The 23,280-nt window shown below is 70.7% G+C and carries 24 protein-coding genes and 1 tRNA gene; 12 read left to right on the top strand and 13 right to left on the bottom strand.

What is annotated here, in order from left to right:
- Positions 1-13 precede the first annotated feature (13 nt).
- The gene (locus AB0K35_RS04640) at positions 14-1,150 is read right to left on the bottom strand and encodes a glutamate--cysteine ligase (protein WP_238670575.1); all 1,137 of its coding nucleotides are present in this window, start codon (positions 1,148-1,150) and stop codon (positions 14-16) included.
- A 161-nt stretch (positions 1,151-1,311) separates the two neighbouring features.
- Here AB0K35_RS04640 and AB0K35_RS04635 point away from each other — a divergent pair, with 161 nt between their 5' ends.
- The 3 genes from AB0K35_RS04635 to AB0K35_RS04625 all read left to right on the top strand — a co-directional run bounded on the left by AB0K35_RS04635 (position 1,312) and on the right by AB0K35_RS04625 (position 3,912).
- Positions 1,312-1,605, top strand: coding sequence for a DUF6412 domain-containing protein (locus tag AB0K35_RS04635; protein ID WP_238670574.1), 294 nt, complete (start codon positions 1,312-1,314; stop codon positions 1,603-1,605).
- Positions 1,606-1,707: 102 nt separating this feature from the next.
- Positions 1,708-2,463 (top strand): membrane protein insertase YidC, encoded by a 756-nt coding sequence (gene yidC, locus AB0K35_RS04630; RefSeq protein ID WP_238670573.1) that lies wholly within the window; start codon positions 1,708-1,710, stop codon positions 2,461-2,463.
- A 63-nt stretch (positions 2,464-2,526) separates the two neighbouring features.
- Positions 2,527-3,912 carry a cellulose binding domain-containing protein gene (locus AB0K35_RS04625; protein WP_363883805.1) on the top strand — a complete coding sequence of 462 codons (1,386 nt, stop codon included), beginning with the start codon at positions 2,527-2,529 and terminating at the stop codon, positions 3,910-3,912.
- Positions 3,913-3,963: 51 nt separating this feature from the next.
- On the opposite strand, the gene AB0K35_RS04620 is transcribed toward AB0K35_RS04625, so the two are convergent.
- Both AB0K35_RS04620 and AB0K35_RS04615 read right to left on the bottom strand, forming a co-directional pair.
- A complete protein-coding gene (locus AB0K35_RS04620; RefSeq protein ID WP_238670571.1) occupies positions 3,964-4,635 on the bottom strand; it encodes a DedA family protein in 672 nt (223 codons plus the stop codon).
- Positions 4,636-4,704: 69 nt separating this feature from the next.
- Complete coding sequence (locus AB0K35_RS04615) at positions 4,705-5,319, bottom strand: DUF1349 domain-containing protein (RefSeq protein WP_363883803.1); 615 nt, start codon at positions 5,317-5,319, stop codon at positions 4,705-4,707.
- A gap of 80 nt (positions 5,320-5,399) precedes the next feature.
- Here AB0K35_RS04615 and AB0K35_RS04610 point away from each other — a divergent pair, with 80 nt between their 5' ends.
- The gene (locus AB0K35_RS04610) at positions 5,400-7,052 is read left to right on the top strand and encodes an alpha-amylase family protein (protein WP_238670589.1); all 1,653 of its coding nucleotides are present in this window, start codon (positions 5,400-5,402) and stop codon (positions 7,050-7,052) included.
- A gap of 43 nt (positions 7,053-7,095) precedes the next feature.
- On the top strand, positions 7,096-7,854 hold the full coding sequence (fabG, locus tag AB0K35_RS04605) for a 3-oxoacyl-ACP reductase FabG (RefSeq protein ID WP_238670569.1): 759 nt from the start codon (positions 7,096-7,098) through the stop codon (positions 7,852-7,854).
- A gap of 103 nt (positions 7,855-7,957) precedes the next feature.
- Here the strand turns inward: fabG and AB0K35_RS04600 are convergent, their stop codons facing one another.
- The 3 genes from AB0K35_RS04600 to AB0K35_RS04590 all read right to left on the bottom strand — a co-directional run bounded on the left by AB0K35_RS04600 (position 7,958) and on the right by AB0K35_RS04590 (position 9,249).
- On the bottom strand, positions 7,958-8,374 hold the full coding sequence (locus tag AB0K35_RS04600; RefSeq protein WP_238670568.1) for a hypothetical protein: 417 nt from the start codon (positions 8,372-8,374) through the stop codon (positions 7,958-7,960).
- On the bottom strand, positions 8,367-8,759 hold the full coding sequence (locus AB0K35_RS04595; protein WP_238670567.1) for a hypothetical protein: 393 nt from the start codon (positions 8,757-8,759) through the stop codon (positions 8,367-8,369). The genes AB0K35_RS04600 and AB0K35_RS04595 overlap by 8 nt, the downstream gene beginning before the upstream one ends.
- A 127-nt stretch (positions 8,760-8,886) precedes the next feature.
- Positions 8,887-9,249 (bottom strand): cupin domain-containing protein, encoded by a 363-nt coding sequence (locus AB0K35_RS04590; protein WP_363883800.1) that lies wholly within the window; start codon positions 9,247-9,249, stop codon positions 8,887-8,889.
- Positions 9,250-9,509: 260 nt separating this feature from the next.
- Between AB0K35_RS04590 and AB0K35_RS04585 the strand changes: the two genes are divergently transcribed.
- A complete protein-coding gene (locus AB0K35_RS04585; protein ID WP_238670565.1) occupies positions 9,510-10,412 on the top strand; it encodes a Gfo/Idh/MocA family oxidoreductase in 903 nt (300 codons plus the stop codon).
- A gap of 134 nt (positions 10,413-10,546) precedes the next feature.
- Here AB0K35_RS04585 and AB0K35_RS04580 read toward each other — a convergent pair whose 3' ends face one another.
- The gene (locus AB0K35_RS04580) at positions 10,547-10,738 is read right to left on the bottom strand and encodes a DUF2795 domain-containing protein (protein ID WP_238670564.1); all 192 of its coding nucleotides are present in this window, start codon (positions 10,736-10,738) and stop codon (positions 10,547-10,549) included.
- 127 nt (positions 10,739-10,865) lie between these two features.
- On the opposite strand from AB0K35_RS04580, the gene AB0K35_RS04575 reads away from it, so the two are divergent.
- Positions 10,866-12,122 (top strand): erythromycin esterase family protein, encoded by a 1,257-nt coding sequence (locus AB0K35_RS04575; protein ID WP_363883798.1) that lies wholly within the window; start codon positions 10,866-10,868, stop codon positions 12,120-12,122.
- A 105-nt stretch (positions 12,123-12,227) separates the two neighbouring features.
- Here AB0K35_RS04575 and AB0K35_RS04570 read toward each other — a convergent pair whose 3' ends face one another.
- The 3 genes from AB0K35_RS04570 to AB0K35_RS04560 form a co-directional block, all read right to left on the bottom strand.
- Positions 12,228-14,465 carry an MMPL family transporter gene (locus tag AB0K35_RS04570; protein WP_363883796.1) on the bottom strand — a complete coding sequence of 746 codons (2,238 nt, stop codon included), beginning with the start codon at positions 14,463-14,465 and terminating at the stop codon, positions 12,228-12,230.
- Positions 14,465-15,052: a helix-turn-helix domain-containing protein gene (locus tag AB0K35_RS04565; RefSeq protein ID WP_363883794.1), complete on the bottom strand. Its 588-nt coding sequence runs from the start codon at positions 15,050-15,052 to the stop codon at positions 14,465-14,467. The genes AB0K35_RS04570 and AB0K35_RS04565 overlap by 1 nt, the downstream gene beginning before the upstream one ends.
- Before the next feature lie 100 nt (positions 15,053-15,152).
- Entirely contained in the window at positions 15,153-15,587 is a 435-nt protein-coding gene (locus AB0K35_RS04560; protein WP_238670560.1) for a helix-turn-helix domain-containing protein, read from the bottom strand.
- Between the two features lie 73 nt (positions 15,588-15,660).
- On the opposite strand from AB0K35_RS04560, the gene AB0K35_RS04555 reads away from it, so the two are divergent.
- The 5 genes from AB0K35_RS04555 to AB0K35_RS04535 all read left to right on the top strand — a co-directional run bounded on the left by AB0K35_RS04555 (position 15,661) and on the right by AB0K35_RS04535 (position 21,484).
- Entirely contained in the window at positions 15,661-17,145 is a 1,485-nt protein-coding gene (locus AB0K35_RS04555) for an MFS transporter (RefSeq protein WP_238670559.1), read from the top strand.
- A 31-nt stretch (positions 17,146-17,176) separates the two neighbouring features.
- Complete coding sequence (locus tag AB0K35_RS04550; RefSeq protein WP_363883791.1) at positions 17,177-18,136, top strand: ATP-dependent DNA ligase; 960 nt, start codon at positions 17,177-17,179, stop codon at positions 18,134-18,136.
- 71 nt (positions 18,137-18,207) lie between these two features.
- Positions 18,208-18,657 carry a helix-turn-helix transcriptional regulator gene (locus AB0K35_RS04545; RefSeq protein WP_238670557.1) on the top strand — a complete coding sequence of 150 codons (450 nt, stop codon included), beginning with the start codon at positions 18,208-18,210 and terminating at the stop codon, positions 18,655-18,657.
- A 5-nt stretch (positions 18,658-18,662) separates the two neighbouring features.
- Positions 18,663-19,073, top strand: coding sequence for a VOC family protein (locus tag AB0K35_RS04540; protein WP_238657381.1), 411 nt, complete (start codon positions 18,663-18,665; stop codon positions 19,071-19,073).
- A gap of 29 nt (positions 19,074-19,102) precedes the next feature.
- A complete protein-coding gene (locus tag AB0K35_RS04535; protein ID WP_238670556.1) occupies positions 19,103-21,484 on the top strand; it encodes an excinuclease ABC subunit UvrA in 2,382 nt (793 codons plus the stop codon).
- Positions 21,485-21,494: 10 nt separating this feature from the next.
- Here the strand turns inward: AB0K35_RS04535 and AB0K35_RS04530 are convergent, their stop codons facing one another.
- The 3 genes from AB0K35_RS04530 to AB0K35_RS04520 all read right to left on the bottom strand — a co-directional run bounded on the left by AB0K35_RS04530 (position 21,495) and on the right by AB0K35_RS04520 (position 22,897).
- Positions 21,495-21,953, bottom strand: coding sequence for a hypothetical protein (locus tag AB0K35_RS04530; protein WP_363883788.1), 459 nt, complete (start codon positions 21,951-21,953; stop codon positions 21,495-21,497).
- Between the two features lie 86 nt (positions 21,954-22,039).
- Positions 22,040-22,114, bottom strand: a tRNA-Arg gene (locus AB0K35_RS04525).
- 90 nt (positions 22,115-22,204) lie between these two features.
- Positions 22,205-22,897, bottom strand: a complete 693-nt coding sequence (locus AB0K35_RS04520; protein WP_238670588.1) for a winged helix-turn-helix domain-containing protein — start codon at positions 22,895-22,897, stop codon at positions 22,205-22,207.
- Positions 22,898-23,280: the final 383 nt, after the last annotated feature.

Here is a 23,280-nt window from a genome sequence, read left to right as displayed (position 1 = left end):
TGTCACGCCGTGATCAGCCGCGGGTCTGCCGTGCGACGTCCTGCACCACGTCGGTGAGTCGGCCGGTGCGCTCGAACACCGCGCGCTGCCGAGCCGCGCCGCTGCCCTGCCGGCGCAACCCACCCAGCAGGTCGGTCACCTCGGCCCAGTCGCCGTGCTGCTCCAGCGCCGGCCGCATCCGTTCGACGAACCGGTCCAACAGCTCCCAGGTCGGGCGCAGCTCACCGGTTGTGACGTCGACGGCCTCGCCTTCCAACCCGTCATGGGCGGCCCGCCAGTGCGCGCCGACCAGCAGGTGGTGGTCGGTCTGCAACGCCGGCCGGCCGGCCTCGACGTCCGCCATGGCGGTGGCCACGAGTGCCCGGACCAGCGCGGCGACCAGCACCGCGTCGTCCACCGACGGGCAGACGTCGCCGATCCGCAGCTCCACCGTCGGGTACTTCGCCGACAGGCGTGCGTACCAGTAGAGCATCCCCTCGTCGAGCATCACGCCGCTGGAGATCAACTGGCGGATCAGCCGCTGGTAGTGCTCGTGCGACTCCAGGAACGGCGTCGGCGCCACCGACGGCCAGCGCTCCCACTCCACCGAGCGCCAACTGGCGTAGCCGGTGTCCTCGCCCCGGGAGAACGGCGAGTTGGTGGTCACCGCGTGCAGCATCGGCAGCCACGGCCGTACGTGGTTGAGCACCTGCACGCCGGTGTCCGGGTCGGGCACCCCGACGTGTACGTGCATGCCGTTGTTGCCAGGGCCGGGGACGAGCAGCCGGAATCGCTCGATCATCCGGTCGAAGCGGGGCTTGTCCACCACCGGCGGTACCGGGCCGTCCACCGGGCCGGTGCCGATGGCGAGCAGGCGTACGCCGGCCCGCTCGGCGGCGTCGGAGAGCGCCCGACGCAGGACGCCGAGGGAGTGCCGGATCGAGGAGAGCTCCAGGCCGGGCGGGCTGCCGATCTCGATCTGACTGGTCTGGAACTCCCGCTCCACCTGCCCGCGAAGTTCGGCCGGCACCTGCTCCATGACCAGGTCCACGGCCGGAACCGCGGCCCCGGTGTGCGGGTCGACGAGCAGGAACTCCTCCTCGACACCCACGGTGAGCAACCCGGTCGCCGCAGCCATGTCGCTGGGCGCCTCTGCCACCTGACCGGTCATCGACATCACCCGTCCGTTCCTACCGTTCGCGGTCCGTCCGCGTTGGTCCATCGTTGGTTACCCAACGTGGCGATGCCGGGAAACGTGGCGGCGGCGCTCGTACTCGGGGCGGGCCGCCGGATTCGGCCGGGTGACGTGACAGCGGGTCCTATGCTGGGCCCGTGCCGGTGCTGCTGGGCTATGTCGGGGTCGCGTGGATGTCCGCGTTCGCCCAGCTCACGCTGCTCGCGGGTCGACCGGCCGACCTGCTGGCGGGCGCCGCGCTGACCGCCCTGGTGCTGCTCGCGGTGGTGCTGGCGGCCCGGGTGCACGACCGGGCGGGCGCGCCCGGTGCCGGGCCGCGGTGGGCCGGCCTGCGGGCCCGTTCCCGAAGTCGCCGAATGCCTCGCCAGATCGACCCGGATGCGGCCGGTCGTCCTCGTCCCCGTGCTCCGGGGCACCCCTCGGCCGCGTAGCGCCTCGCCGCCGCGCGGCCGATCCCGCCGTCACCGGCCCCCCTTGCTGAGCGGATACCGCCCGGGGGAGGGCCTCACCGGAATCGGACCGAGGGGTTTCCCATGCTTGCCTTCGCACCACTGCACGACGCTGTCGCCGCTGCCGGCAGCGCGCTGTCCTGGCTCACCGAGCTGCTCGAACCACTGGCCGGCGGCGGGGCGACCGCGGCCGCCATCGTGCTCTTCACCATCGCCGTCCGCCTGCTGATCTCGCCGCTGACCGTCGCGCAGGTCCGCGGCGAGCGGCGCCGCGCGGCGCTCGCCCCACAGGTGCGTGAGCTCCAGCAGCGGTACGCGGACGACCCGGCGACGCTTCAGCGCGAGGTGTTCACGTTGTACCGGGCAGCCGGCGCGAACCCGATCGCCGGCTGCCTGCCGCTGCTCATCCAGGCACCGTTCCTGCTGGTGTTGTACCGGTTGTTCAGCACCAGTGAGGGCGGCACCGGGTTGCTGGACGAGCGGTTGGCCGGCGTGCCACTGGGTCACCATCTCAGCGACGGGCTGGCCGGTGCGGCCGGACCGCTGTTCGGCGTGCTGCTTGTGGTGTTGCTGGCGGTGGCCTGGTGGTCGTCGCGGCGGGCTCGGCGGGCGTCGGCGGCGGTGGGCACGGTGGCGGGTACGCCGACCGAGGGACCGGGGGCGGCCACGCTCGGCCGGCTGTTGCCCCTGCTGCCGTTCACGACAGTGCTGGTGGCGCTGGTGCTGCCGCTCGCCGCGGTGATCTACCTGGTGACCACGAGCGTGTGGTCGGCAGTTGAGCAGGCGGTGCTCCGCCGTCCGCAGGCGGTCCCGTCGCACCCCCTGGACAGAAACAGTTAACTGTCTTAATAATTGGCAGCAACGTTGACGTCCATAAATGCCCGTCCGGGCCCGGAGGGTCGCATGAAACGCTCCAGATCCCTTGTCCTGTCCCTCGTCGCCGCCCTCGCTGCGACACTCGGCGCGGCCTGGGTGGCGCTGCCCGCGTACGCCGCAGGCGCCACCGCCAGCTTCGTCAAGACCGCCGAGTGGGGCTCGGGTTGGGAGGGGAAGTACACAGTCACCAACGGCGGCAGCTCGACCATCAACGGCTGGAGCCTCGTCTTCGACCTGCCGTCCGGCACCACCCTCGGCAGCTACTGGGACGCGTTGCTCAGCTCATCCGGCCAGCGGCACACCTTCACCAACCGGTCCTGGAACGGCACCATCGCCCCGGGCGCGTCGGTCTCCTTCGGCTTCCTGGCCAGCGGCCCCGGCTCACCGAGCGGCTGCCAGCTCAACGGCGCGTCCTGCGGCGGCGGCACCCCACCCACCACGCCGCCACCCACCACGCCGCCACCGACGACGCCCCCGCCGACCACCCCGCCGCCGACCGACCCGCCCACCGGTGGGCTGCCGAAACACCTGCTCACCGGGTACTGGCACAACTTCGACAACCCGGCCGTCGAGCTGCGGCTACGCGACGTCCCCGCCGAGTACGACCTGGTGGCTGTCGCCTTCGCCGAGGCCACCGCGACGCCCGGCGCGCTCACCTTCGGCGTCGACAGCGGGCTGGCCGCTTCGCTCGGCGGCTACACCGACGCGGACTTCACCGCCGACGTCCGCACCCTGCACAGCCGGGGCAAGCGGGTGATCCTCTCCGTCGGTGGTGAAACCGGCCGGGTCAGCGTGAACAACGCCGCCTCGGCCGCCGCGTTCGCCGACACGGCCGCCGCGTTGATCGCCCGGTACGGCTTCGACGGGATCGACATCGACCTGGAGAACGGGCTCAACCCGACGTACATGGCGCAGGCGCTGCGCGCGCTACGGGCCAAGATCGGGTCGGGGCTGATCATCGCGATGGCGCCGCAGACCATCGACATGCAGAACCCGGCCGGCGGCTACTTCAAGCTGGCGCTCGACATCAAGGACATCCTCACCGTCGTCAACACCCAGTACTACAACTCCGGCGCGATGCTCGGTTGCGACCAGAACGCCGCGTACGGCCAGGGCACCGTGAACTTCATCGTCGCGTTGGCCTGCATCCAGTTGGAGGCCGGGCTCCGCCCCGACCAGGTCGGCCTGGGCCTGCCCGCCGGAGCGGGGGCGGCCGGCGGCGGCATCGTCGCGCCCAGCGTGGTCAACGCCGCCCTGGACTGCCTCGCCCGGGGCACCAACTGCGGCAGCTTCCGCCCACCGCGCACCTACCCCGGCATCCGGGGCGCGATGACCTGGTCGGTGAACTGGGACGTCAGCAACGGCAACGGCTTCGCCAACACTGTGGGCCCGCACCTGGACACCCTGCCCTGACCGCGCTCGCCGGCGTCCGGTCAGGACGCCGGCGGTAGGCGGTGACGTGGATCAGCGACCGGCGGTCACCGACCGCCGGTCGTCGCGATCCCGACGCTTGCGAACCTTGCGGATCACCCAACTGGCCACCATCACGACGAAGACCGCGACGATCGCGTAGTTGAACCAGTCGCTGTAGCGCTCGACATCCTGCCAACGGCTCCCGAGCGCGTAACCGGCCCCCACGATGAGGCCGTTCCACACCCCGCTGCCGATCGTGGTGAGCAGGATGAACTCACCCAACGGCATCCGGTTGGCCCCGGCCGGCACGGAGACCAGGCTGCGGACCACCGGCACCACCCGGCCGATCAGCACCGCCCACCGACCGTGCCGCTCGAACCACTTGTCGGCCTTCTCCAGGTCGTCGCTGTCCACCAGCGGGATGTGGTCCAACCAGCGCTTGAGCCGTTCCTCGCCGAGCGCCGCGCCCAGCCAGTACAGCACCAACGCGCCGACCAGCGAACCGACCGTGGCGGCCAGCACCACGAGGAAGACGTTGAACTCGCCCTCGTGCGCCAGGAAACCGGCGAGCGCCAGCACGATCTCACTGGGGATCGGCGGAACGATGCTCTCCAGCGCCACCAGCAACGCCACTCCGACCGGGCCCATCACCTCGATCACCGAGGCCACCCAGCCGGTCAACCCGGTGAACTCGGACGGGTCGCCAGCCTGGGCGTACGCCATGGTCGTCCTTCCGGTCGGCGGTCGGGGATCGGAGGGTCATACCCACCGGGGCGCGAACTACACCTGCGCTCAGTGCTCCGGGTGCAGGGCGGTGTCCGCCGGCCCCTGCCGCCAACCGGTGAACACCACTGTCAGACCGGCGCGGGACGGCGCGCAGCAGAACGGGCCGGCGACAGCCTCGGCCGTCGGATCCAGCGGGGCGAGCCGGACCAGCCGCCACGGCTCGTCGTCGACCCGCGCGCGGACCGTCAGCGCGTCACCGGCCCGGCTGACCCGGACGGTCACCTCCCGGCCCGCCCAGTCCGGCACCGGCCCCACCGACCAGTCGGAGAACTCCCGGGTCACCACCGCGCCGAGCTGCGCCTCACCGTCGCTCACCTCGACACCGGCCTTGGTCCAGGTCCGTTCGTCCACGCGGACGAAGACACCGGCCTGGTCGAACTGTGTCGAGAAGTCGAGCCGGAAGCTCACCTCCATGGCGGTGCCCACCGGCAGCGGCGCCAGCAGGGCCGGGCCGTTGTCGTGGACGAAGCCGTAGCTGGTCCGCCGCCAGAAGTCGCTGTTCGCCGCCGGCTCGACGACCAACTCGCCGGCCGGGCCCTCCTCGACGCGTACCGGCGGGTGCAGCCAACTGCCCCGGGACCAGTCCAACAGTTCGCTCGGCGGTACGAGGTCGATCTCCATGACCGGCACGGTAGCCCACCACGAGGTGTGGCCCGCCGGGTTGGTTTGCCGCGGTGATCGAACGGAGATGTTCCTTCGGCATGGGTGACCGTTGGTATTCCGAAGCCGTCGTCTACTGCCTCGACATCGACACGTACGCCGACTCTGACGGCGACGGTGTCGGTGACATCCGTGGGCTGATCGGGAGGCTGGACTACCTGGCCCGGCTCGGGGTGACCTGCCTGTGGCTGCACCCGATCCACCCGTCGCCCAACCGTGACGACGGCTACGACGCCACCGACTTCTACAACGTGGACCCGCGCTTCGGCACCCTGGGCGACTTCGCCGAGCTGCTGCACCAGGCGCAGAACCGGGGCATCCGGGTGATCATCGACCTGGTGGTCAACCACACCTCCGACGAGCACCCGTGGTTCCAATCCGCCCGCTCGTCGCCGGACTCGCCGTACCGGGACTGGTTCGTCTGGTCCGACACCGAGCCGGACGACAGGCACCAGGGCATGGTCTTCCCCGGCGAGCAGGACGAGACGTGGAGCTACGACCGCACCGCAAAGGCGTGGTTCTACCACCGGTTCTACAAGTTCCAGCCGGACCTCAACTTCGCCAATCCGCAGGTCCGGGCCGAGATCAAGAAGATCATGTCGTTCTGGCTCCAGCTCGGTGTCTCCGGTTTCCGGATGGACGCGGTGCCGTTCATCATCGAGCTGACCGAGCCGGGCAACCCGAACTCCCCGAAGGACTTCGAGTTCCTCACCGAGATGCGCCAGCACGTCCAGTGGCGCCGCGGCGATGCAGTCCTGCTGGCCGAGGCGAACGTCGAGCCGGACCAGCTACCGACGTTCTTCGGCGACGCCAGCGGTTCCGGCAACCGGATCCACATGCTCTTCGACTTCATGCTCAACGGGCGACTCATGCTCTCCCTGGCCCGGCAGGACCCGGAGCAGTTGATCGACGCGTTGCACGACACCCCGAAGCTGCCGGTCGGTGGGCAGTGGGCCACCTTCCTGCGCAACCACGACGAGATCGACCTGTCCCGGCTGACGACCGAGCAGCGCAACCAGGTGTACGCGGAGTTCGGTCCGGACGAGAACATGCGCATCTACGACCGGGGTATCCGTCGCCGGCTCGCCCCGATGCTCGGCAACGACCGGCGGCGCATCGAGCTGGCGTACGCCCTCCAGTTCTCGATGCGCGGCACGCCGGTGCTGCGCTACGGCGAGGAGATCGGGATGGGTGAGGACCTGTCGCTGCGCGGTCGGGACGCGATCCGTACCCCGATGCAGTGGTCGTACCAGCCGAACGCCGGCTTCTCCACCGCGGACCCGGAGAAGCTGGTCCGCCCGGTCATCGACAAGGGTGAGTTCGGCTACCAGAACGTGAACGTCACCGCCCAGCGGGGCGACCCGAAATCGCTGCTCGCCTGGTTCGAGCGCATGATCCGTACGCTGCGGGAGGCGCCGGAAATCGGCTCCGGCTCGACCAGCCACATCGACGTGCCGGTGCCGCCGGGCGTGCTGACGCACCGGGCGGACGGGCCGACCGGGACGATGGTCTTCGTGCACAACCTGGGCACCGACGACGTCGAGGTGGACCTCAGCAGCCTCGAATCGGAGGCCGACCTCCCGATCGACGTGCTCGCCGACCGTGGCTACGGAGAGTTGGGAAAGCTCGGCGCGGTGAAGGTCTCCGGCTACGGATACCGGTGGATTCGCCTATGCCGAGGGTCGGCCTGTTGAGGTTAAGCTCCTCCGATCGACCCCAAGTTACCGGGAGGTAATCATGTCGGAGGAGTCCCGCGTCGCCATCGTCACCGGAGCCGCACGCGGCATCGGCGCGGCCACCGCCCGACGGCTGGCCGCCGACGGAATGGCAGTCGCCGTGGTCGACATCGAGGAGACGGCCACCAAGGAGACGGTGGACGCCATCGCCGGCGCCGGTGGCCGGGCGCTCGGGGTGGGCGCGGACGTGTCCGACCGGGACCAGGTCGAGGCGGCGGTGACCCGGATCGCCGGCGAGCTGGGCGCGCCCACAGTGCTGGTCAACAACGCCGGTGTGCTCCGCGACAACCTGCTGTTCAAGATGACCAACGCCGACTGGGACACGGTGATGGGGGTGCACCTGCGCGGCGCGTTCCTGTTCAGCCAGGCCGCCCAGAAGCACATGGTGGACCGGAAGTGGGGGCGGATCGTCAACCTCTCCAGCACCTCCGCGCTGGGCAACCGGGGCCAGGCGAACTACGCCGCCGCCAAGGCCGGTCTGCAGGGCTTCACCAAGACGCTGGCCATCGAGCTGGGTCCGTTCGGGGTGACAGTGAACGCTGTCGCACCCGGCTTCATCGTCACCGACATGACAGCGGCCACCGCCGCCCGGATGAAGGTCGACTTCGACGACTTCCAGAAGCACGCCGCCGCCGAGATCCCGGTCCGCCGCCCGGGGCGGCCGGAGGACGTCGCGCACACCATCTCGTTCCTGGCGAGCGAGGGCGCAGGCTTCGTCTCCGGTCAGGTCATCTACGTCGCGGGTGGCCCCCGGGACTGACCCCGTACTCCCGACGAGGGCGCTCCGGCAGATGAGCCGGCGCCCTCGTCGCCGGGTCCACGCCCGATCGGCGGGTGCGCGGCGGGTCAGCGGGTGCGGCAGGTCAGGCGGGTGCGCGACGGGTGCGCCAGAGCCAGATCAGGCCGAGCACCGGCAGCACCAGTGGGATGTAGCCGTACCCGCTACCGAACTGCGACCAGACCGTCTCGTCCGGGAAGAGGTCCTTGTCGACCAGGCTCAGAATGCCGACCGCGACCACCCCGACCAGTTCCACCGAGCAGCACGCCAGCGCGACCCGACGGCCGGTGTGCCCGGCGCGGGCCAACCCCACCGCCGCCACGATGTAGATGAGCGCGGCCACCCCGGAGAGCAGGTACGCCACCGGCGCCTCGTCGAACTTGGTGGCGATCTGCAAACCCGCCCGACTCGTCGCCGCGATGGCGAAGAGCAGGTAGACAGCGATCAACAGCCGACCCGGGCCGGAGTTCGTTCGCTGCCGAGCCGGTCCTGTCTCAACCACCGAGCACCTCCCAGGTCTGCTGCAGGCGGACCACCACCACCGGGGTCACCAGGCAGACCGCGCACACGATCGCCGAGCCCCAGCGGGTCGGTTCCATCCGGGCCAGCACCCAGGCCAGTGGCGGCAGGCACACCAGCGTGACCAGGTAGCCGAAGAAGGCGCCAGGCTCGCCGGGCCGATCCCCGCCGCCGACCGCGACGAGCGCCAGCACGGTCAACACCAACAACGCCACTTCGAGTACGGCCAGGCCGACGAACTGCATCCGGTCCGGCGGTCGGTGGCGTACCGCCGCCACCAGCGCCCATGCCGCGACGAGCAGTGACAGCACGATCGGCACTGTCGCGACGATCCCGTCCACCGGCGAATCGGCGCCCACGCTGGTCACCGGCACCACCCGGTCGTTGCCTCGGTCACCGGCCCAGCCTACTAACCGTCGTAGTAAAGGGCCGCGCTGCCTCTCCACGTGTGACGCGCAGGTCGAGGTGCCCGCAGTTCCCGGTGCCCACCGGGCGTCAGTCGCCTGCTTGCAGCCAGTAGACGGAGACGGCCAGGAGCGGGTCCGGGCCGTCGTTCGTGATCTGGTGCGGCACTCCGCTGTCGAACGCCGCGACGTCTCCGGCCCGCAAGACCCTCGTCTGGTTGGCGAACGTCACGGTGCCGGTCCCGGACACGATGATCCACACCTCGCGGGACCGGTGGACGTCGAGGTCGTTGGAGGTGTTCGGGGCCACCGACCAGCGAGCGACCTCGAACGGGGCGGGCGCCGTCGACGGAAACGGCAGCAGCGCGCGGTGCACGGGGCCGCCCTGGGTGAAGTCGTACCAGTGTTCAAACGTCACGACACCGCTGGTGATCGCTGGATTGGTGCTCTGCATGCCGTCGAGACTGCCTCGCCGCGGCTGCCGGGTCTGGCGGAGATCGGACCTGACGTTGCCGACAGCGGCGCGCGGGCGGGGCCGGCAGACCACGGGCGGACCGACGCGCCGACGGCCGGGCGGTCAGCTCGACCACCGACCCGGAAATGAAGGTGAGCTGCTTCGATTGGTCGAACCCGCCGCCGTCATGGCCGCCCGGGCGACTAGCGTGGATCACGTCCGTGGCGTTGTCGCGGTGCGGGGAAACAGCGGAGGTACACGTGCTGCGGTTCGGCTTGTTCGGCACCGGTCACTGGGCGATCGAGACGCACGGGAAGGCGCTGCACGCACATCCCGACGCGGAACTGGTAGGGGTGTGGGGCCGCAACCCGGAGCGGGCCTCCGCGCTGGCCGAGCGGTACGGGGTGCCCGCCTACGCCGACGTCGACGCGCTGATCGAGCAGTGCGAGGCGATCGCCGTCGCCCTGCCGCCGGACATCCAGGCCGACATCGCGGTCCGGGCCGCCCGCGCCGGCCGGCACCTGTTGCTGGACAAGCCGCTGGCGCTCAGCGTGGCCGACGCCGACCGCGTCGTGGCCGCCGCCGACGAGTCCGGGGTCGCCTCGGTCGTCTTCTTCACCCAGCGGTTCCAGCCGAACGTGACGGCGTTCCTCGCCGCCACCGCCGCCGCCGGGGGCTGGCAGCACGGCCGGACCACGGCGTTCGCCTCGATCTTCCAGGACGGCAGCCCGTACGGCGGCTCGTTGTGGCGTCGGGAGCACGGTGCGCTCTGGGACATCGCCCCGCACGCGCTCTCGATCCTCCTGCCGGTGCTGGGCCGGGTGACCCAGGTGGCGGCGATGGACGGACCGAGCGGGATGGTGCATCTGCTGCTCACCCACGAGGGCGGTGCCACGAGCAGCGCCTCGCTGTCCCTGGACGCCCCGACCGAGTCGATGGCCCGGGAGTTCGTGTTCTACGGCGAGAACGGCATCGAAAACGTCCCGTTCGGCGAGAACGACGCCGCCACCGCGTTCGGCGTCGCCATCGACCAGCTCGTCGAGCAGGTGCGGGCCGGCACCCGGGACCACCGCTGCGACGTCCGCTTCGGCCGCGAGGTCGTCAGCATCCTCGCCGCCGCCGAAACCGCCCGCACCGAATCCCGCACCATCCCCGTCCCCTAACCCCAACCCCACCCGCCGTTCCCGTTGATCATGAAGTTAGCGGCGCGACACGCCGTGGCGGATGGCAATAACTTCATGATCAACGGGGTTGGACCGGGGCCGGGGCCGGGTGGGTGGGTGGGGTGGGTGGGGGGTTAGGTGGGGGTGGAGAGGGCGGCGTTTAGTTCGTCGGGGGAATTGAACTGGTCGGGTGGCAGTGCCTGCAGCATCTGCAACATCGCTGTGCTGGCCCCGTTCTCCTGACCCCAGCGGATCAGGTCCTCCCGGGAGACCGGGTAGTCGAGCCCGGCCAGGTACTCCTGCAACTGAACCCCGGTGACGGTCATGCCGGCCGGCTACCCGCTCGCGGTGGTCGTACACCGGCTTGGTTGGGCCCACGACGGCCCGGCGGCCGGCGTGTCGGCCCGCGTTGCGCGCACGGTTTGCCGCAGCGGCGGCCGGGTAGCCGCTGGCATGCTGGTTCAGCGGCTCGGCGCGCCGAGCGATTTCGACCCGTTGCTGGAGCGCGTTCGGAACGCCAGGGTGGTGATGATCGGTGAGTCCACCCACGGCAGTTACGACTACTACCGGTTGCGCGAGCAGCTCACCCGCCGGTTGATCGCGGAGTGCGGTTTCTCCTTCGTCGCGGTGGAGGGTGACTGGCCCGACTGCGACCGGGTGCACCGTTCGGTGACCGCCTCGCCCGGCGGCGCGCTCGAACCGCAGCTCGCCCTCCACCAGTTTGAGCGATGGCCGACCTGGATGTGGGCCAATGCCGAGGTGGCCCGGTTCGCCAGTTGGTTGCGGGCCTGGAACGTGGAGCGGCCGGAGGAGCAGCGGGCCGGGTTCCACGGCCTCGACGTGTACAGCCTCTGGGAGTCGATGCAGGCGATCTTCGACTACCTGGGGGAGGAGGATCCGAAGTCGCTGGAGGCGGCGCAGGACGCGTACCGGTGTTTCGAGCCGTACGGCAAGAGGGTCGAGGAGTATGGCGCGGCCAGCCGCTTCGTCTCCGCCCGGTGCGAGGAGGAGGTCGTCCGGTTGCTCGCCCGGACCCGCGAACACGCCCTCTCCGATGGCCCGGACCGCTTCTCGGCCTGGCAGAACGCGGAGGTGGTGGCCGGCGCCGAGCGCTACTACCGGGCGATGGTGGCCGGCGGGCCGGACTCGTGGAACATCCGCGACACCCACATGCAGGACACCCTGGACCGGCTGTTGGACCGCTACGGCCCCGACGCCCGGGGCATCGTCTGGGCGCACAACACGCACGTCGGGGATGCGCGGGCCACCGACATGGCCGCCGACGGGATGGTCAACATTGGTCAGTTGGCCCGGGAGCGGTACGGCGAGGACGCGGTGGCCCTGGTCGGCTTCGGCAGCTACCGGGGCACCGTGATCGCCGCACCCCGCTGGGGTTCGCCGCCCGAGGCGATGGTGGTGCCCCCGGCTCGGGAGGGTTCGATCGAGCGGCGGTTGCACGAGCTGATGCCGGAGCGGGCGGTGCTGATCTTCGGCGGTGACGACCAGCCGGGCTGGGTCACCGAGACAGTGGACCACCGGGCGATCGGGGTCGTCTACGACCCGTCGTTCGAGTCCTGGGGCAACTACGTGCCCACCCGGCTCGGCGACCGCTATGACGCCTTCATCTGGTGCGACGACACCACGGCCCTGCACCCACTGCCGGTGCCAGCGGCCCCCGGCGAGATGGAGACCTACCCGGCCGGCGTCTGACGCAGTGCCTGATGGCGTCGATCATGGAGTTGTGGTGCTGGACGAAGGCCTCTGATCGGGGCACGACGGGCACCACAACTCCATGATCGACCGGGGTGGTGCGGGTCAGACGTGCGTGGGGGTGCGGTCTTCGAGGTGGGTCCGCAGGCCCTCGCCTTCGATGTCCACGTTGGGCAGGACGCGGTTGAGCCAGCGCGGCAGCCACCAGGCGCGGTCGCCGAGCAGCGACATCACCGCCGGGACGATTGTCATCCGGACCACGAACGCGTCGATGGCGACGCCGATGGCGAGCGCGAAGCCCATCGACTTGATCACCGGGTCCTCCAGGAAGACGAAGCCCCCGAAGACCGAGATCATGATCAGCGCGGCGGCCGTGACCACCCGTGCGCCGTGCCCCATGCCGCTGATGGTGGCCTGTCGGGCGGTCTCACCGTGGACGAAGTCCTCCCGCATCCGGGAGACCAGGAACACCTCGTAGTCCATGGCGAGCCCGAACAGGATGCCGATGAGCAGGATCGGCAGGAAGCTGATCAGCGGGCCGGGCGTGTCCAGGCCGACGAGGTCGGCGAGGTGTCCCTGCTGGAAGACGGCCACCGTGATGCCGAACGTGGCGGCGACGGTGAGCAGGAAGCCCAGCGCTGCCTTGATCGGCACCAGCAGCGAACGGAACACCAGCATCAGCAGCAGCACCGAGAGACCGACCACCAGCAGCAGGTAGATCGGTAGCGCGTCGGAGAGCTTCTCGGATACGTCGATGCCGATGGCGGTGACGCCGGTGAGCAGCACGTCCGCGTCGGGGATTCCGCTCACCGCGCCACGGATGTCGTGCACCAGGGTCTCGGTGGCCTCGTCGGTCGGGCCGGTCTTCGGGACCACGCCGAGCAGCGCGGTCCGGCCGTCCGGACTGAGCTGGGGCGGCGCCACCGCGAGGACGTTCTCGGTGCGCTGGAGCAGGGCGGTGACCTGCGGCACGGCGGCCGAGGTGGCCTGTGGGGTGTCACCGGCGACCACCACCGCGAGCCGGCCGGTGAAGCCCGCCCCGAAGCCCTCGACGGTCAGGTCGTTCGCCACCCGGGCGGGTGAGCCGACGGCGGCCGTCGCTGCGCCCGGCAGGGCCAGCCGCATGTCCGGCGTGGGCAGCGCGAGCAGCCCCAGGCCGAGCAGGCCGACCAGGATGACCGGTACGCGGAACCTGGTGACGAGTCGCGCCCAGCGGAAACCGAACCGGTTGCGCTCCTCGGTCGTGGTCGTGGTCGTGGTCTTGGCCGCGGCGGGCCGGTCGGTGACGTCCGAGTCGTCCTCGTCGGCGACGGTGCCGTCGGTGGGAACGGAGCGCAGCCGGCGGGGGAGCACCCGGCGACCGGCGAAGCCGAGCAGCGCCGGCTGGAGGGTGATGGCGACCAGCACGGCGACGGTGACAGTGCCGGCGGCGGCGAGACCCATCACGGTGAGGAACGGGATGTCGACCACGGCGAGCCCGGCCAGGGCGATGACCACTGTGGCGCCGGCGAAGACCACTGCCGAGCCGGCGGTACCCACGGCCCGGCCGACCGCCTCCTCCGGGGACAGGCCGTCGAGCAGGTTCTGCCGGTGTCGGGAGGTGATGAAGAGTGAGTAGTCGATGCCGACAGCGAGACCGAGCATCAGCGCCAGGATCGGCGCGGTGCTGGTGAGCTGGACGGCGCCGCTCAGCGCGAACAGTCCGGCCATGCCGGCGCCCACGCCGATCAGCGCGTTGAGCATCGTCATGCCGGCGGCGACCAGGGAACCGAACGTGATGATCAGGACGATCGCGGCGACAAGCACGCCGAGCGCCTCGGTGGAGCCGATCTCCGGCTCGCCGCCGAGCACCTCACCGCCGGGGGCGACCTGCCAGCCCTGCGCCTTGGCCGCCGCGCCAACCTGCTCGTACGCGGTGCGCTGCTCGTCGGTCACGTCGTCCCCGCCAGTGGCGAACTGGACCTGGACCAGCGCGTACCGGCCGTTGGGTGAGACCGCGCCGACCTGGAGCGGGTTGACCGCGCCGACCACGCCGGGCAGTGCCGAGGCCTGCTGGACGAGTTCCTGCACCACTGCCTGACCCTGCGGGGTGGCCAGTTGGCCGTCGGCGGGCGCCTTGACCGCGATGGTGCCGGTGGCGCCGCTGGCTGCGGGGAACTGGTCGGCCAGCAGGTCGAGCGCGCGCTGGCTTTCGGTGCCGGGCATGGTGAAGTTGCTCGCCGTCGGGCCGCGCAGGGTCGCCGCGGCCAGGCCGGCGACGACGAGTACGACGAGCCAGAGCGCGACGACGAGCCGTCGCCGGCGCAACGCGCCCCGGCCGAGCCGGTAGAGCAGGGTGGCCATCAGGAGTCCTTGTCCTCGGTCGTGGGTGGATGGGGCAGTGGTGCGTTGACGGGTTCGACAGCCCGCCGGGCGAGGGTGAGCAGGCCGAGGCGCAGTTCGTCGTCGGGGATGTCGGCGAACTCGGCGCATGCCTCGGAGATGCCGGCGAGCAGGACCAGCGCGGCGATCCGGGCGCCCGGCCGGTCGGAGTGCCCGGCCAACGCGTCCCGCAGCCGGTCTGAGATCTCCTGGATGTGCGCGAAGGCCGGCTGGCACAGCAGCTCCGGGAACTCGCCGCGCAGTACCGCGATCTCCTGCCGGAACCGGACCGCGAGGTCGACGAAGCCCTGTGCGGCGACCTCCTGGGCGGCCGCTCCGGTCAGGCCGTTGAGCTGGTCGTCGAGGTTGCGGAGCACAGCGATCGCGGGTGCCATCAGTTCGGCGAGCAGGGCTTCCTTGTTGGCGAAGTGGTAGAGCACCGTGGCCTTGGAACAGCCGACCTCCCGGGCGATGTCCTGCAGGGAGGTGCCCCGGTATCCGCTCACAGTGAACTGCCGCGCCGCGGCGGCGAGGATCTCGCCGTGCGTGTCGGGTACCGCTCTGACCATGCCGGTCCACCTCCCGCAGACCAGCATGCCTGACCGATCGGTCAGACCCTGACCGATCGGTCAGATGGAAGCGGTGGCGTTCACCACACCCCTTGGCGGCTTATCGGGTGTGCTGGGTGTCGTACCTGGTCCGGGCCTCGGCGATGGCCCGCCGGTGCCGCTCGGCCCAGCTGGTCAGCGCCACCAGCGACTCGTAGAGCTCCAGCGCCATCGGGGTGGCGGTGTACTCGACCTTGGGCGGGACGGTCGGGTAGACAGTGCGGTGCAGCAGGCCGTCCCGCTCCAGGTTGCGCAGGGTCAGCGTGAGCATCCGGCGGCTGATCCCCTCGATGTGCCGCTCCAGCTCGGTGAAGCGCACCGGCCCGTGCGAGGCGGCCACCAGGATGCCGATGCTCCACTTGCCGCCGACTCGGTCGAGCACCTCGCGGACGGTGCACGCCCGAGCCTGACCGGGGGTGAACGGCACGTTCCCGGCTGAGCAGGTCAACTCGGCCTCGACCAGCGCGGACACATCGCTGTTCCTCTGGGACATCAAAGTGCCTCCTTCCGCTCCGCCTCATGGTCACAGACGATGGCCTCGGTAACAAATCGTGCACCAAGGAGGATTCGTGGAACGTGTCGTCCCATCCCGTTGGCCGGCGTTGCTGGTGCTCTGCGCCGGCAGCCTGATGATCATCCTGGATGGCACAGTCGTCGCGGTGGCGCTGCCCGCCATCCAACGCGACCTGGGCTTCAGCGCCGCCGGCCTGGCCTGGGTGGTGAACGCCTACCTTGTCGCGTTCGGCGGACTGCTGCTGCTCGCCGGCCGGCTCGGTGACCTGCTGGGCCGGCGCAGGGTCTTCCTGGCCGGGGTCACGCTGTTCACAGCGGCCTCGCTGGCCTGCGCGGTCGCCAGCGGGCCGGCAGTGCTGGTGGGCGCGCGGTTCGGGCAGGGCGTCGGCGGTGCGCTGGCCATGGCGGTCAGCCTCGGCATGATCGTCCGGCTCTACCCGGAAGCGGCCGAGCGGGCCCGCGCCATCGCCGTCTTCAGCTTCACCGGCGCGGCCGGCGCGTCGGTCGGGACTGTCGCCGGAGGGGTGCTCACCCAGGCCGCCGGGTGGCGGACGATCTTCCTGGTCAACGTGCCGATCGGGGCGGCTATCCTCATCGCGGCCCTCCGCCGAATCCCGGCCGAACGAGGGATCGGCCTGCGGGCCGGCCTGGACCTGCCCGGCGCGCTGCTCGCCACCGCCGGTCTGATGGCCGCCGTGCTGGGCATCGTCGGCACCGGCGAGCACGGCTGGACCAACCCCCGGACGCTCGGCGCGGTGGCCCTCGCGGCGCTGCTGCTCGGCGGGTTCGCGCTGCGCCAGCGGGTGGCGGCGACCCCGCTGGTGCCGCCCCGGGTGCTGCGCGTCCCGGGCCTGGTGGCGGCGAACGCCGTGCAGTTCCTCATGGTCTGCGCGTACTTCGGATTCCAGTTCCTGCTCGCCGTGGAGCTGCAACTGGTGCTGGGGCTGGACGCCGCCGCGACCGGCTGGGCCTTCCTGCCCACCCCTGTCGTGATCGCCGTGGTCTCGCTCGGCCTGGCCGGTCGGCTGGTCGCCCGCTTCGGTGCCCGCATGGTTCTGCTGGTCGGGCTCGGCGTGGCGACCGTCGGCTTCCTCCTGCTCGCCCGGCTGCCCTCCGACGGCGCCTACGTCGCTGACGTACTCCCCGCGATGTTGATCTTCGGGGTGGCCGGCGGCCTGACCCTGCCGGCGGTCACCACGGTGGCCATGGCCGGCGCGACCGACACCGACGCCGGGCTCGCCTCCGGCCTTGCCAACACCACCCAACAGGTCGGCGGAGCGGTCGGCCTGGCCGCGCTGGCCACCCTGGCGGCCACCCGCAGCGACGCGCTGAGGGCCGCCGGCTGGGCCGAGACCGCCGCGCTCGCCGGCGGCTACCGGACCGCGTTCGCCGTGGCCGCCGGTCTGGTGGTCGCCGCGTGGCTGGTGGCGCTGACCACGGTGCCCCGACGCCCGGCCCGGCCGTCGTCGGCCACCGACCCGTCAGGCCCGCCCGGGGTGGGCGTCGGAATCGATCCGTACCGAAGCGCCGCGTCCGGTTGACCGACGGCATCCAGGCCGGGAGGGTGGTCGGGTGAGCGAGGCTGACGAGACCCGGGACGGCGTGGCCCTGACCAACCTGGACCAGCCGCTGTCCGACCGCGACGGCGCGAAAAAGCGTGACCTGGTCGACTACCTCGACGCGGTCCGGGACCGGATCCTCCCGCAACTGCGGGGCCGGCCGCTGTCGGTGATCAGGGTCCGCCCCGGCCAGCCGCCGTTCATGCAGAAGAACCTGCCCCGCTACACCCCGGACTGGGTCCGCCGGGCGCCGGTCTGGGCGGAGGCGTCACACCGGGAGATCTCGTACGCCCTCTGCGACGACCGCCGCACCCTGCTCTGGTTCGCCAACCAGCGGGCCGTGGAGTACCACCCGACGTTGGCCACCGTGGCGGATCTGCACCGCCCGACCCACCTGATCCTCGATCTGGACCCGCCGGACGGCGACGGGTTCCGCGCGGCTGTCGACGCCGCCCTGCTGGTCCGTCAGGCGCTCGCCGACGCCGGCCTGGCCGGTGCCGTCAAGACCAGCGGCGCCAAGGGCGTGCACGTCTTCGTACCGGTGACCGACGAACCAACGGCCGAGGAGCTGGCCGCCGCCACCCGGGCACTCGCCGTCCGCGCCGAGCGGCTCGACCCGGCGCTGGCCACCACTGCCTACATCAAGGAGGACCGGGGTGGCCGGGTCTTCGTGGACGCCACCCGGGCGGGTGGAGCGACAGTGGCCGCCGCGTACAGCCCCCGGCTGCGGCCAGGGATGCCGGTCTCGTTCCCTGTCGACTGGGCGGAGCTGACCGAGGTGACCCCCGCCGACTTCACCATCCGGACCGCGCCAGCACTGCTCGCCGACGGCGACCCGTGGGCCGCGCTGATGCCGGCACCGCAACAGCTCCCCGCCGATCTGGTCGCCGAGGGCCGGACCATCCCGGTGGCCCGGGTGCAGGCCATGCACGAGGGGAAGCGCCGGGCCCGCGCCCGCCGCGAGGCCGGCTGACCAGGCTCGTCGGCCTCCGCTCGCGCCCGGCGAGCGGTCGATTGTCGGTGGGTTGTGGCACGATTTCGCAGGTGAGCAGCAAATCCGACGCGACCCAGCGACTGGCCGACCTGGCGCGGCTGCGCCGGGTCCGCGACCGGATCGACAGGGAGTACGCGTCTCCGCTGGACGTCGAGGCGCTCGCCCGCGGCGCGCACATGTCGGCCGGGCACCTCAGCCGCGAGTTCCGGCTCGCCTATGGCGAATCTCCGTACAGCTACCTGATGACCCGACGGATCGAGCGGGCGATGGCCCTGCTGCGCCGTGGTGACCTGAGCGTCACCGATGTCTGTTTCGCTGTCGGTTGTTCGTCGTTGGGCACCTTCAGCACCCGCTTCACCGAGCTGGTGGGTGTGCCACCCAGCGTCTACCGGCGGCAGGCGGCGCAGGCCACGGCGGGGATGCCGTCGTGCGTGGCGAAGCAGGTGACCAGACCGGTCAGGAATCGAGAAGCGCAGGTCACCGAGGCGCAACTAGCGTGACCAGCATGGACATCACCATTCATTCGAGTTTCCTGCCGCACACCGACCCGGAGGCCTCGCTGGTCTTCTACCGCGACATCCTCGGTTTCGAGGTCCGCCTCGACGTCGGGTACGAGGGGATGCGGTGGATCACGGTCGGGCCGGTCGGCCAACCCAGCACCGCCATCGTCCTGCACCCGCCGGCCGCCAACCCCGGCATCACCGACGACGAGCGGCAGACCATCCTCGAGTTGATGGCCAAGGGCAGCTACTTCGGCGTCAACCTCGCCACCACCGACCTCGACGCCACCTTCGCCAAGTTGGAGGCCAGCGACGCCGAGGTCGTCCAGGAGCCGACCGAGCAGCCGTACGGCGTGCGCGACTGTGCCTTCCGGGACCCGGCCGGCAATATGGTCCGCATTCAGGAAGTGCGCTGAGTCCCGCGCGCCCGACAGATGGAGAGACGATGAGCACGGCCATCCAGCCGTCCGCGCCGCACGTCGCCGACAGCCACGACCTGATCCGGGTGCAGGGCGCGCGGGTGAACAATCTCAAGGACGTCAGCGTCGAGATCCCGAAGCGGCGGCTGACGGTGTTCACAGGTGTCTCCGGCTCCGGCAAGAGCTCGCTGGTGTTCGGCACCATCGCTGCCGAGTCCCAGCGGATGATCAACGAGACCTACAGCACCTTCGTGCAGGGTTTCATGCCGACGTTGGCGCGACCCGAGGTTGACCTGCTGGATGGCCTGACCACGGCGATCATCGTGGACCAGGAGCGGATGGGCGCCAACTCCCGCTCCACCGTCGGCACCGCCACCGACGCCAACGCGATGCTGCGCATCCTGTTCAGCCGGCTCGGGCAGCCGCACATCGGCCCGCCCAACGCGTACTCCTTCAATGTTCCCTCGGTGAAGGCGACCGGGGCGATCACGGTCGATCGCGGCGTCGGCAAGACGAAGACCGAGAAGGCGACCTTCAACCGACTCGGTGGCATGTGCCCGCGGTGCGAGGGCAGGGGTGCCGTGACCGACATCGACCTGTCGGCGCTCTACGACGACAACCTCTCGCTCAACGAGGGCGCGATCACCATCCCGGGTTACAGCATGGAGGGCTGGTTCGGCCGGATCTTCCGGGGCTGCGGCTACTTCGACCCGGACAAGCCGATCGCCAAGTTCACCAAGCGGGAGCTGCACGACCTGCTCCACCGGGAGCCGACCAAGATCAAGGTCGATGGGATCAACCTGACGTACGCGGGCCTGATCCCGTCGATCCAGAAGTCCTTCCTCGCCAAGGACATCGACGCGTTGCAGCCGCACATCCGCGCCTTCGTGGAGCGCGCGGTGACCTTCACGACCTGCCCCGACTGTGCCGGCACCCGGCTCAGCAAGGAGGCCCTGTCGTCGAAGATCAAGGGCCTGAACATCGCCGACGTGTGCGCGATGCAGATCAGCGACCTGGCCGCCTGGGTACGCGGGATCGAAGACCCGTCGGTGGCCCCGTTGCTGGCCGGCCTGCAACACCTCCTCGACTCGTTCGAGGAGATCGGGCTGGGCTACCTGTCGCTCGATCGACCGTCGGGCACCCTCTCCGGCGGTGAGGCGCAGCGCACCAAGATGATCCGCCACCTCGGCTCCTCGCTCACCGACGTCACCTACGTCTTCGACGAGCCGACGATCGGGCTGCACCCGCACGACATCCAACGAATGAACGAGCTGCTGCTCCAGTTGCGCGACAAGGGCAACACCGTCCTGGTCGTGGAGCACAAGCCGGAGGCCATCGCCATCGCCGACCACGTCGTCGACCTCGGCCCCGGCGCCGGCACCGAGGGCGGGACCGTCTGCTACGAGGGCACAGTGGAAGGTCTGCGGGCCAGCGGCACCATCACCGGCCGCCACCTCGACGACCGGGCGGCCCTCAAGGAGACGGTCCGGACACCCACCGGCAAACTGGAGATCCGGGGCGCCACTGCCAACAACCTCCAGGACGTCAACGTCGACGTACCCCTCGGGGTGCTCGTCGTCGTGACCGGCGTCGCCGGCTCGGGCAAGAGTTCGCTCGTGCACTCCTCGATACCGGCCGGCGCGGGCGTGGTCTCCATCGACCAGGGCGCGATCCGCGGCTCACGGCGCAGCAACCCGGCCACGTACACCGGGTTGCTCGACCCGATCCGCAAGGCGTTCGCGAAGGCCAACGGGGTGAAGCCGGCGCTGTTCAGCGCCAACTCCGAGGGTGCCTGCCCGAGCTGCAACGGCGCTGGCGTCATCTACACCGACCTGGGGATGATGGCGGGCGTCGCCGCCCCCTGCGAGGACTGCGAGGGCAAGCGGTTCCAGGCATCGGTGCTGGAATACCGCTTCGGTGGTCGCGACATCAGCGAGGTGCTCGCCATGTCGGTGACGGAGGCCGAGAAGTTCTTCGGCGCAGGCGAGGCCCGTACGCCGGCGGCGCACGCCATCCTCGACCGGCTCGCCGACGTCGGGCTCGGCTATCTGAGCCTCGGGCAGCCGCTCACGACGCTCTCCGGCGGGGAGCGGCAACGGCTCAAGCTGGCCACCCACATGGCTGAGAAGGGCGGCGTCTACGTCCTCGACGAGCCGACCACCGGCCTGCACCTGGCCGACGTCGAGCAACTGCTCGGGCTGCTCGACCGCCTTGTCGACTCCGGCAAGTCGGTGATCGTCATCGAGCACCACCAGGCGGTCATGGCGCACGCTGACTGGATCATCGATATCGGCCCCGGCGCAGGCCACGACGGTGGGCGGATCGTCTTCGAGGGCACGCCCACAGACCTCGTCACCGCCCGCTCCACCCTCACCGGCGAGCACCTGGCGGCGTACGTCGGCACCTGACGGCCGCCATTCACGCCACCGGTGGTTGGACGCGGCGTGCCGTCGTGTTGGCGAGGACTCCGCAGGTGGCGGCGACCAGACCGAGGCCGACAGTGGCCGGGGTGACGTACCCGGGCACGGACGAGGTCACGTAGGCGCCGCCACCGCTGAGGCGGCACTCGAAGTGCAGCGGTAGGAAGCTGACGTCGTAACCGACGACCAGGCTCGCCACCTGTGGCCCGGCCTGGCGACAGGGCCCGACCGGGGCGGATCCGGCGCCACCGTCCTCGGCCTGCATCACCGCGTAACCGAGGTGGAGCAGGCCCCATGCGTACAGGGCGACGGCACCCGCACCGAGGAGCAGCGCCGCAGTGCGCAGGCGACCCGACCGTTCGCTCTTCCTGAACGTCGCGCGGAACCCACGGACGGTGAGGACTGTCGCCATGACCGCCCCACCCAGCGCGGCGAGGAGCAGACCGAGAAACAGCATGATCGACATTCTGGCCTGTGCTCCGCCAAAACGATGAAGGCCCCTGACCGAATTTCTGGTCAGGAGCCTGTCGTGCTGGTCAATCTTGGTGCCCCCGGCAGGATTCGAACCTGCGCCCCCGCCTCCGGAGGGCGGTGCTCTATCCCCTGAGCTACGGGGGCTCAGCGACTGGAGAAGACTAGCAAACCTCCCCTGCGTACGCCGAATCGGTATCGGGTGGGCCGATCGTGTCGGACCGGCCCACCCGGCGCTCAGGCGGCTACCGCCCGCCCGCAACTGGGCAGCGGGTGCAGGACGATTCGCCGGGGGAGCCGGCGCGGCCACTCGTTGCGCGGCCAGGACCCGTCCACGATCAGGTGGACGGTGCGCTGCTCCTCGCCACTGAGCCGCAGCACGAAGTCGCGGGGGAGCGGCGGGTCCACCGTCGGCGTAGTGATCATGAAGCGCACCCGACCGCGGGACGAGACAGCGGAGATCACGTCGGCGGCCGGCATCGTGCCGCGCAGCCGGACCCGCCCGATCCAGTAGACCTCCGCGAGGTGCTCCTGGGCGGCCCGGGTGATCCCCGGGTACTCGCTGCGGACCCAACGCTCGACCGCGCTGACGCAGAGCCCGCAGGCCCGCTCGCGCGGCTCCCGCGGACCCAACCCCCAGGCCCGCAGGTACGCCCCGACCGCGCCAGTGTCCAGCGGCAGCTCGAAGCGCCGTTGGATGAGCGTGGTGAGGCTCTGCCGCGTCCACAACTCCTCGTCCAGGCCGAACTCGTCGGGATGGACGCCCCGCAGCGTGTCGATCAATTCGAGTTCCTGTTCGCGGCTGAGCATTCCCGGCTCGCCCTGCCGCTGTCCGCGACGGACGGCTGCCACCGCCCCGTCACCACCGATGGTGTGGCGTCGGCACCAACTGGTGACCGAACGCCGTGCGTCTCTCAGTGCAACCCCCACGTCTTGGGCAACGAGCCCGAATCGCAACTGGTCACGATATGTGGGGAGAAAACTCTCTAAGCAACGTAATCGCCTGTGCCACGCAAAACGCCCACAAGGGACGAGAAGGGTGTTCAGGTCATACGCGACGTGTGTAGTCGCCTTGATCGACTCGGGTTCCTGAAGGTCGGGGTGTCCCGGTCGGGCGGACGGCGCGGTTTTCTGAAAGCCGAGTCGATCAAGGCCTGGGGGTTGGCCCAGCGCGGGTTTGGGCGGGATCGAGCCGGGCTGGGTGGGGGTCGGGCCGGGGTTGGGTGGGGGTCGGGCCGGGGTGGGTGGGGGTCGGGCCGTGGCGGGTGGAGTGCGGTCACGCGGTGGCGGGCCGCCGGCGTTGATCGACTCGG

It is taken from the genome of Micromonospora sp. NPDC053740, from assembly GCF_040677775.1.
GTDB classification, from domain to species: Bacteria; Actinomycetota; Actinomycetes; order Mycobacteriales; family Micromonosporaceae; genus Micromonospora; species Micromonospora alfalfae.
Note: the sequence above shows the minus strand (reverse complement) of the source record. Positions and strands in the feature narration are given on the sequence as shown.

Coding starts and splice junctions, on each gene's coding strand:
- AB0K35_RS04565 (WP_363883794.1), bottom strand. CDS start 15,052: ATGGTCAGAGCGGTACCCGACACGCACGGCGAGATCCTCGCCGCCGCG.
- AB0K35_RS04615 (WP_363883803.1), bottom strand. CDS start 5,319: ATGGAGATCGACCTCGTACCGCCGAGCGAACTGTTGGACTGGTCCCGG.
- AB0K35_RS04640 (WP_238670575.1), bottom strand. CDS start 1,150: ATGACCGGTCAGGTGGCAGAGGCGCCCAGCGACATGGCTGCGGCGACC.
- AB0K35_RS04575 (WP_363883798.1), top strand. CDS start 10,866: ATGCTGGTTCAGCGGCTCGGCGCGCCGAGCGATTTCGACCCGTTGCTG.
- yidC (WP_238670573.1), top strand. CDS start 1,708: ATGCTTGCCTTCGCACCACTGCACGACGCTGTCGCCGCTGCCGGCAGC.
- AB0K35_RS04570 (WP_363883796.1), bottom strand. CDS start 14,465: ATGGCCACCCTGCTCTACCGGCTCGGCCGGGGCGCGTTGCGCCGGCGA.
- AB0K35_RS04540 (WP_238657381.1), top strand. CDS start 18,663: ATGGACATCACCATTCATTCGAGTTTCCTGCCGCACACCGACCCGGAG.
- AB0K35_RS04535 (WP_238670556.1), top strand. CDS start 19,103: ATGAGCACGGCCATCCAGCCGTCCGCGCCGCACGTCGCCGACAGCCAC.
- AB0K35_RS04590 (WP_363883800.1), bottom strand. CDS start 9,249: ATGCAGAGCACCAATCCAGCGATCACCAGCGGTGTCGTGACGTTTGAA.
- fabG (WP_238670569.1), top strand. CDS start 7,096: ATGTCGGAGGAGTCCCGCGTCGCCATCGTCACCGGAGCCGCACGCGGC.
- AB0K35_RS04625 (WP_363883805.1), top strand. CDS start 2,527: ATGAAACGCTCCAGATCCCTTGTCCTGTCCCTCGTCGCCGCCCTCGCT.
- AB0K35_RS04530 (WP_363883788.1), bottom strand. CDS start 21,953: ATGCTGTTTCTCGGTCTGCTCCTCGCCGCGCTGGGTGGGGCGGTCATG.
- AB0K35_RS04620 (WP_238670571.1), bottom strand. CDS start 4,635: ATGGCGTACGCCCAGGCTGGCGACCCGTCCGAGTTCACCGGGTTGACC.
- AB0K35_RS04580 (WP_238670564.1), bottom strand. CDS start 10,738: ATGACCGTCACCGGGGTTCAGTTGCAGGAGTACCTGGCCGGGCTCGAC.
- AB0K35_RS04610 (WP_238670589.1), top strand. CDS start 5,400: ATGGGTGACCGTTGGTATTCCGAAGCCGTCGTCTACTGCCTCGACATC.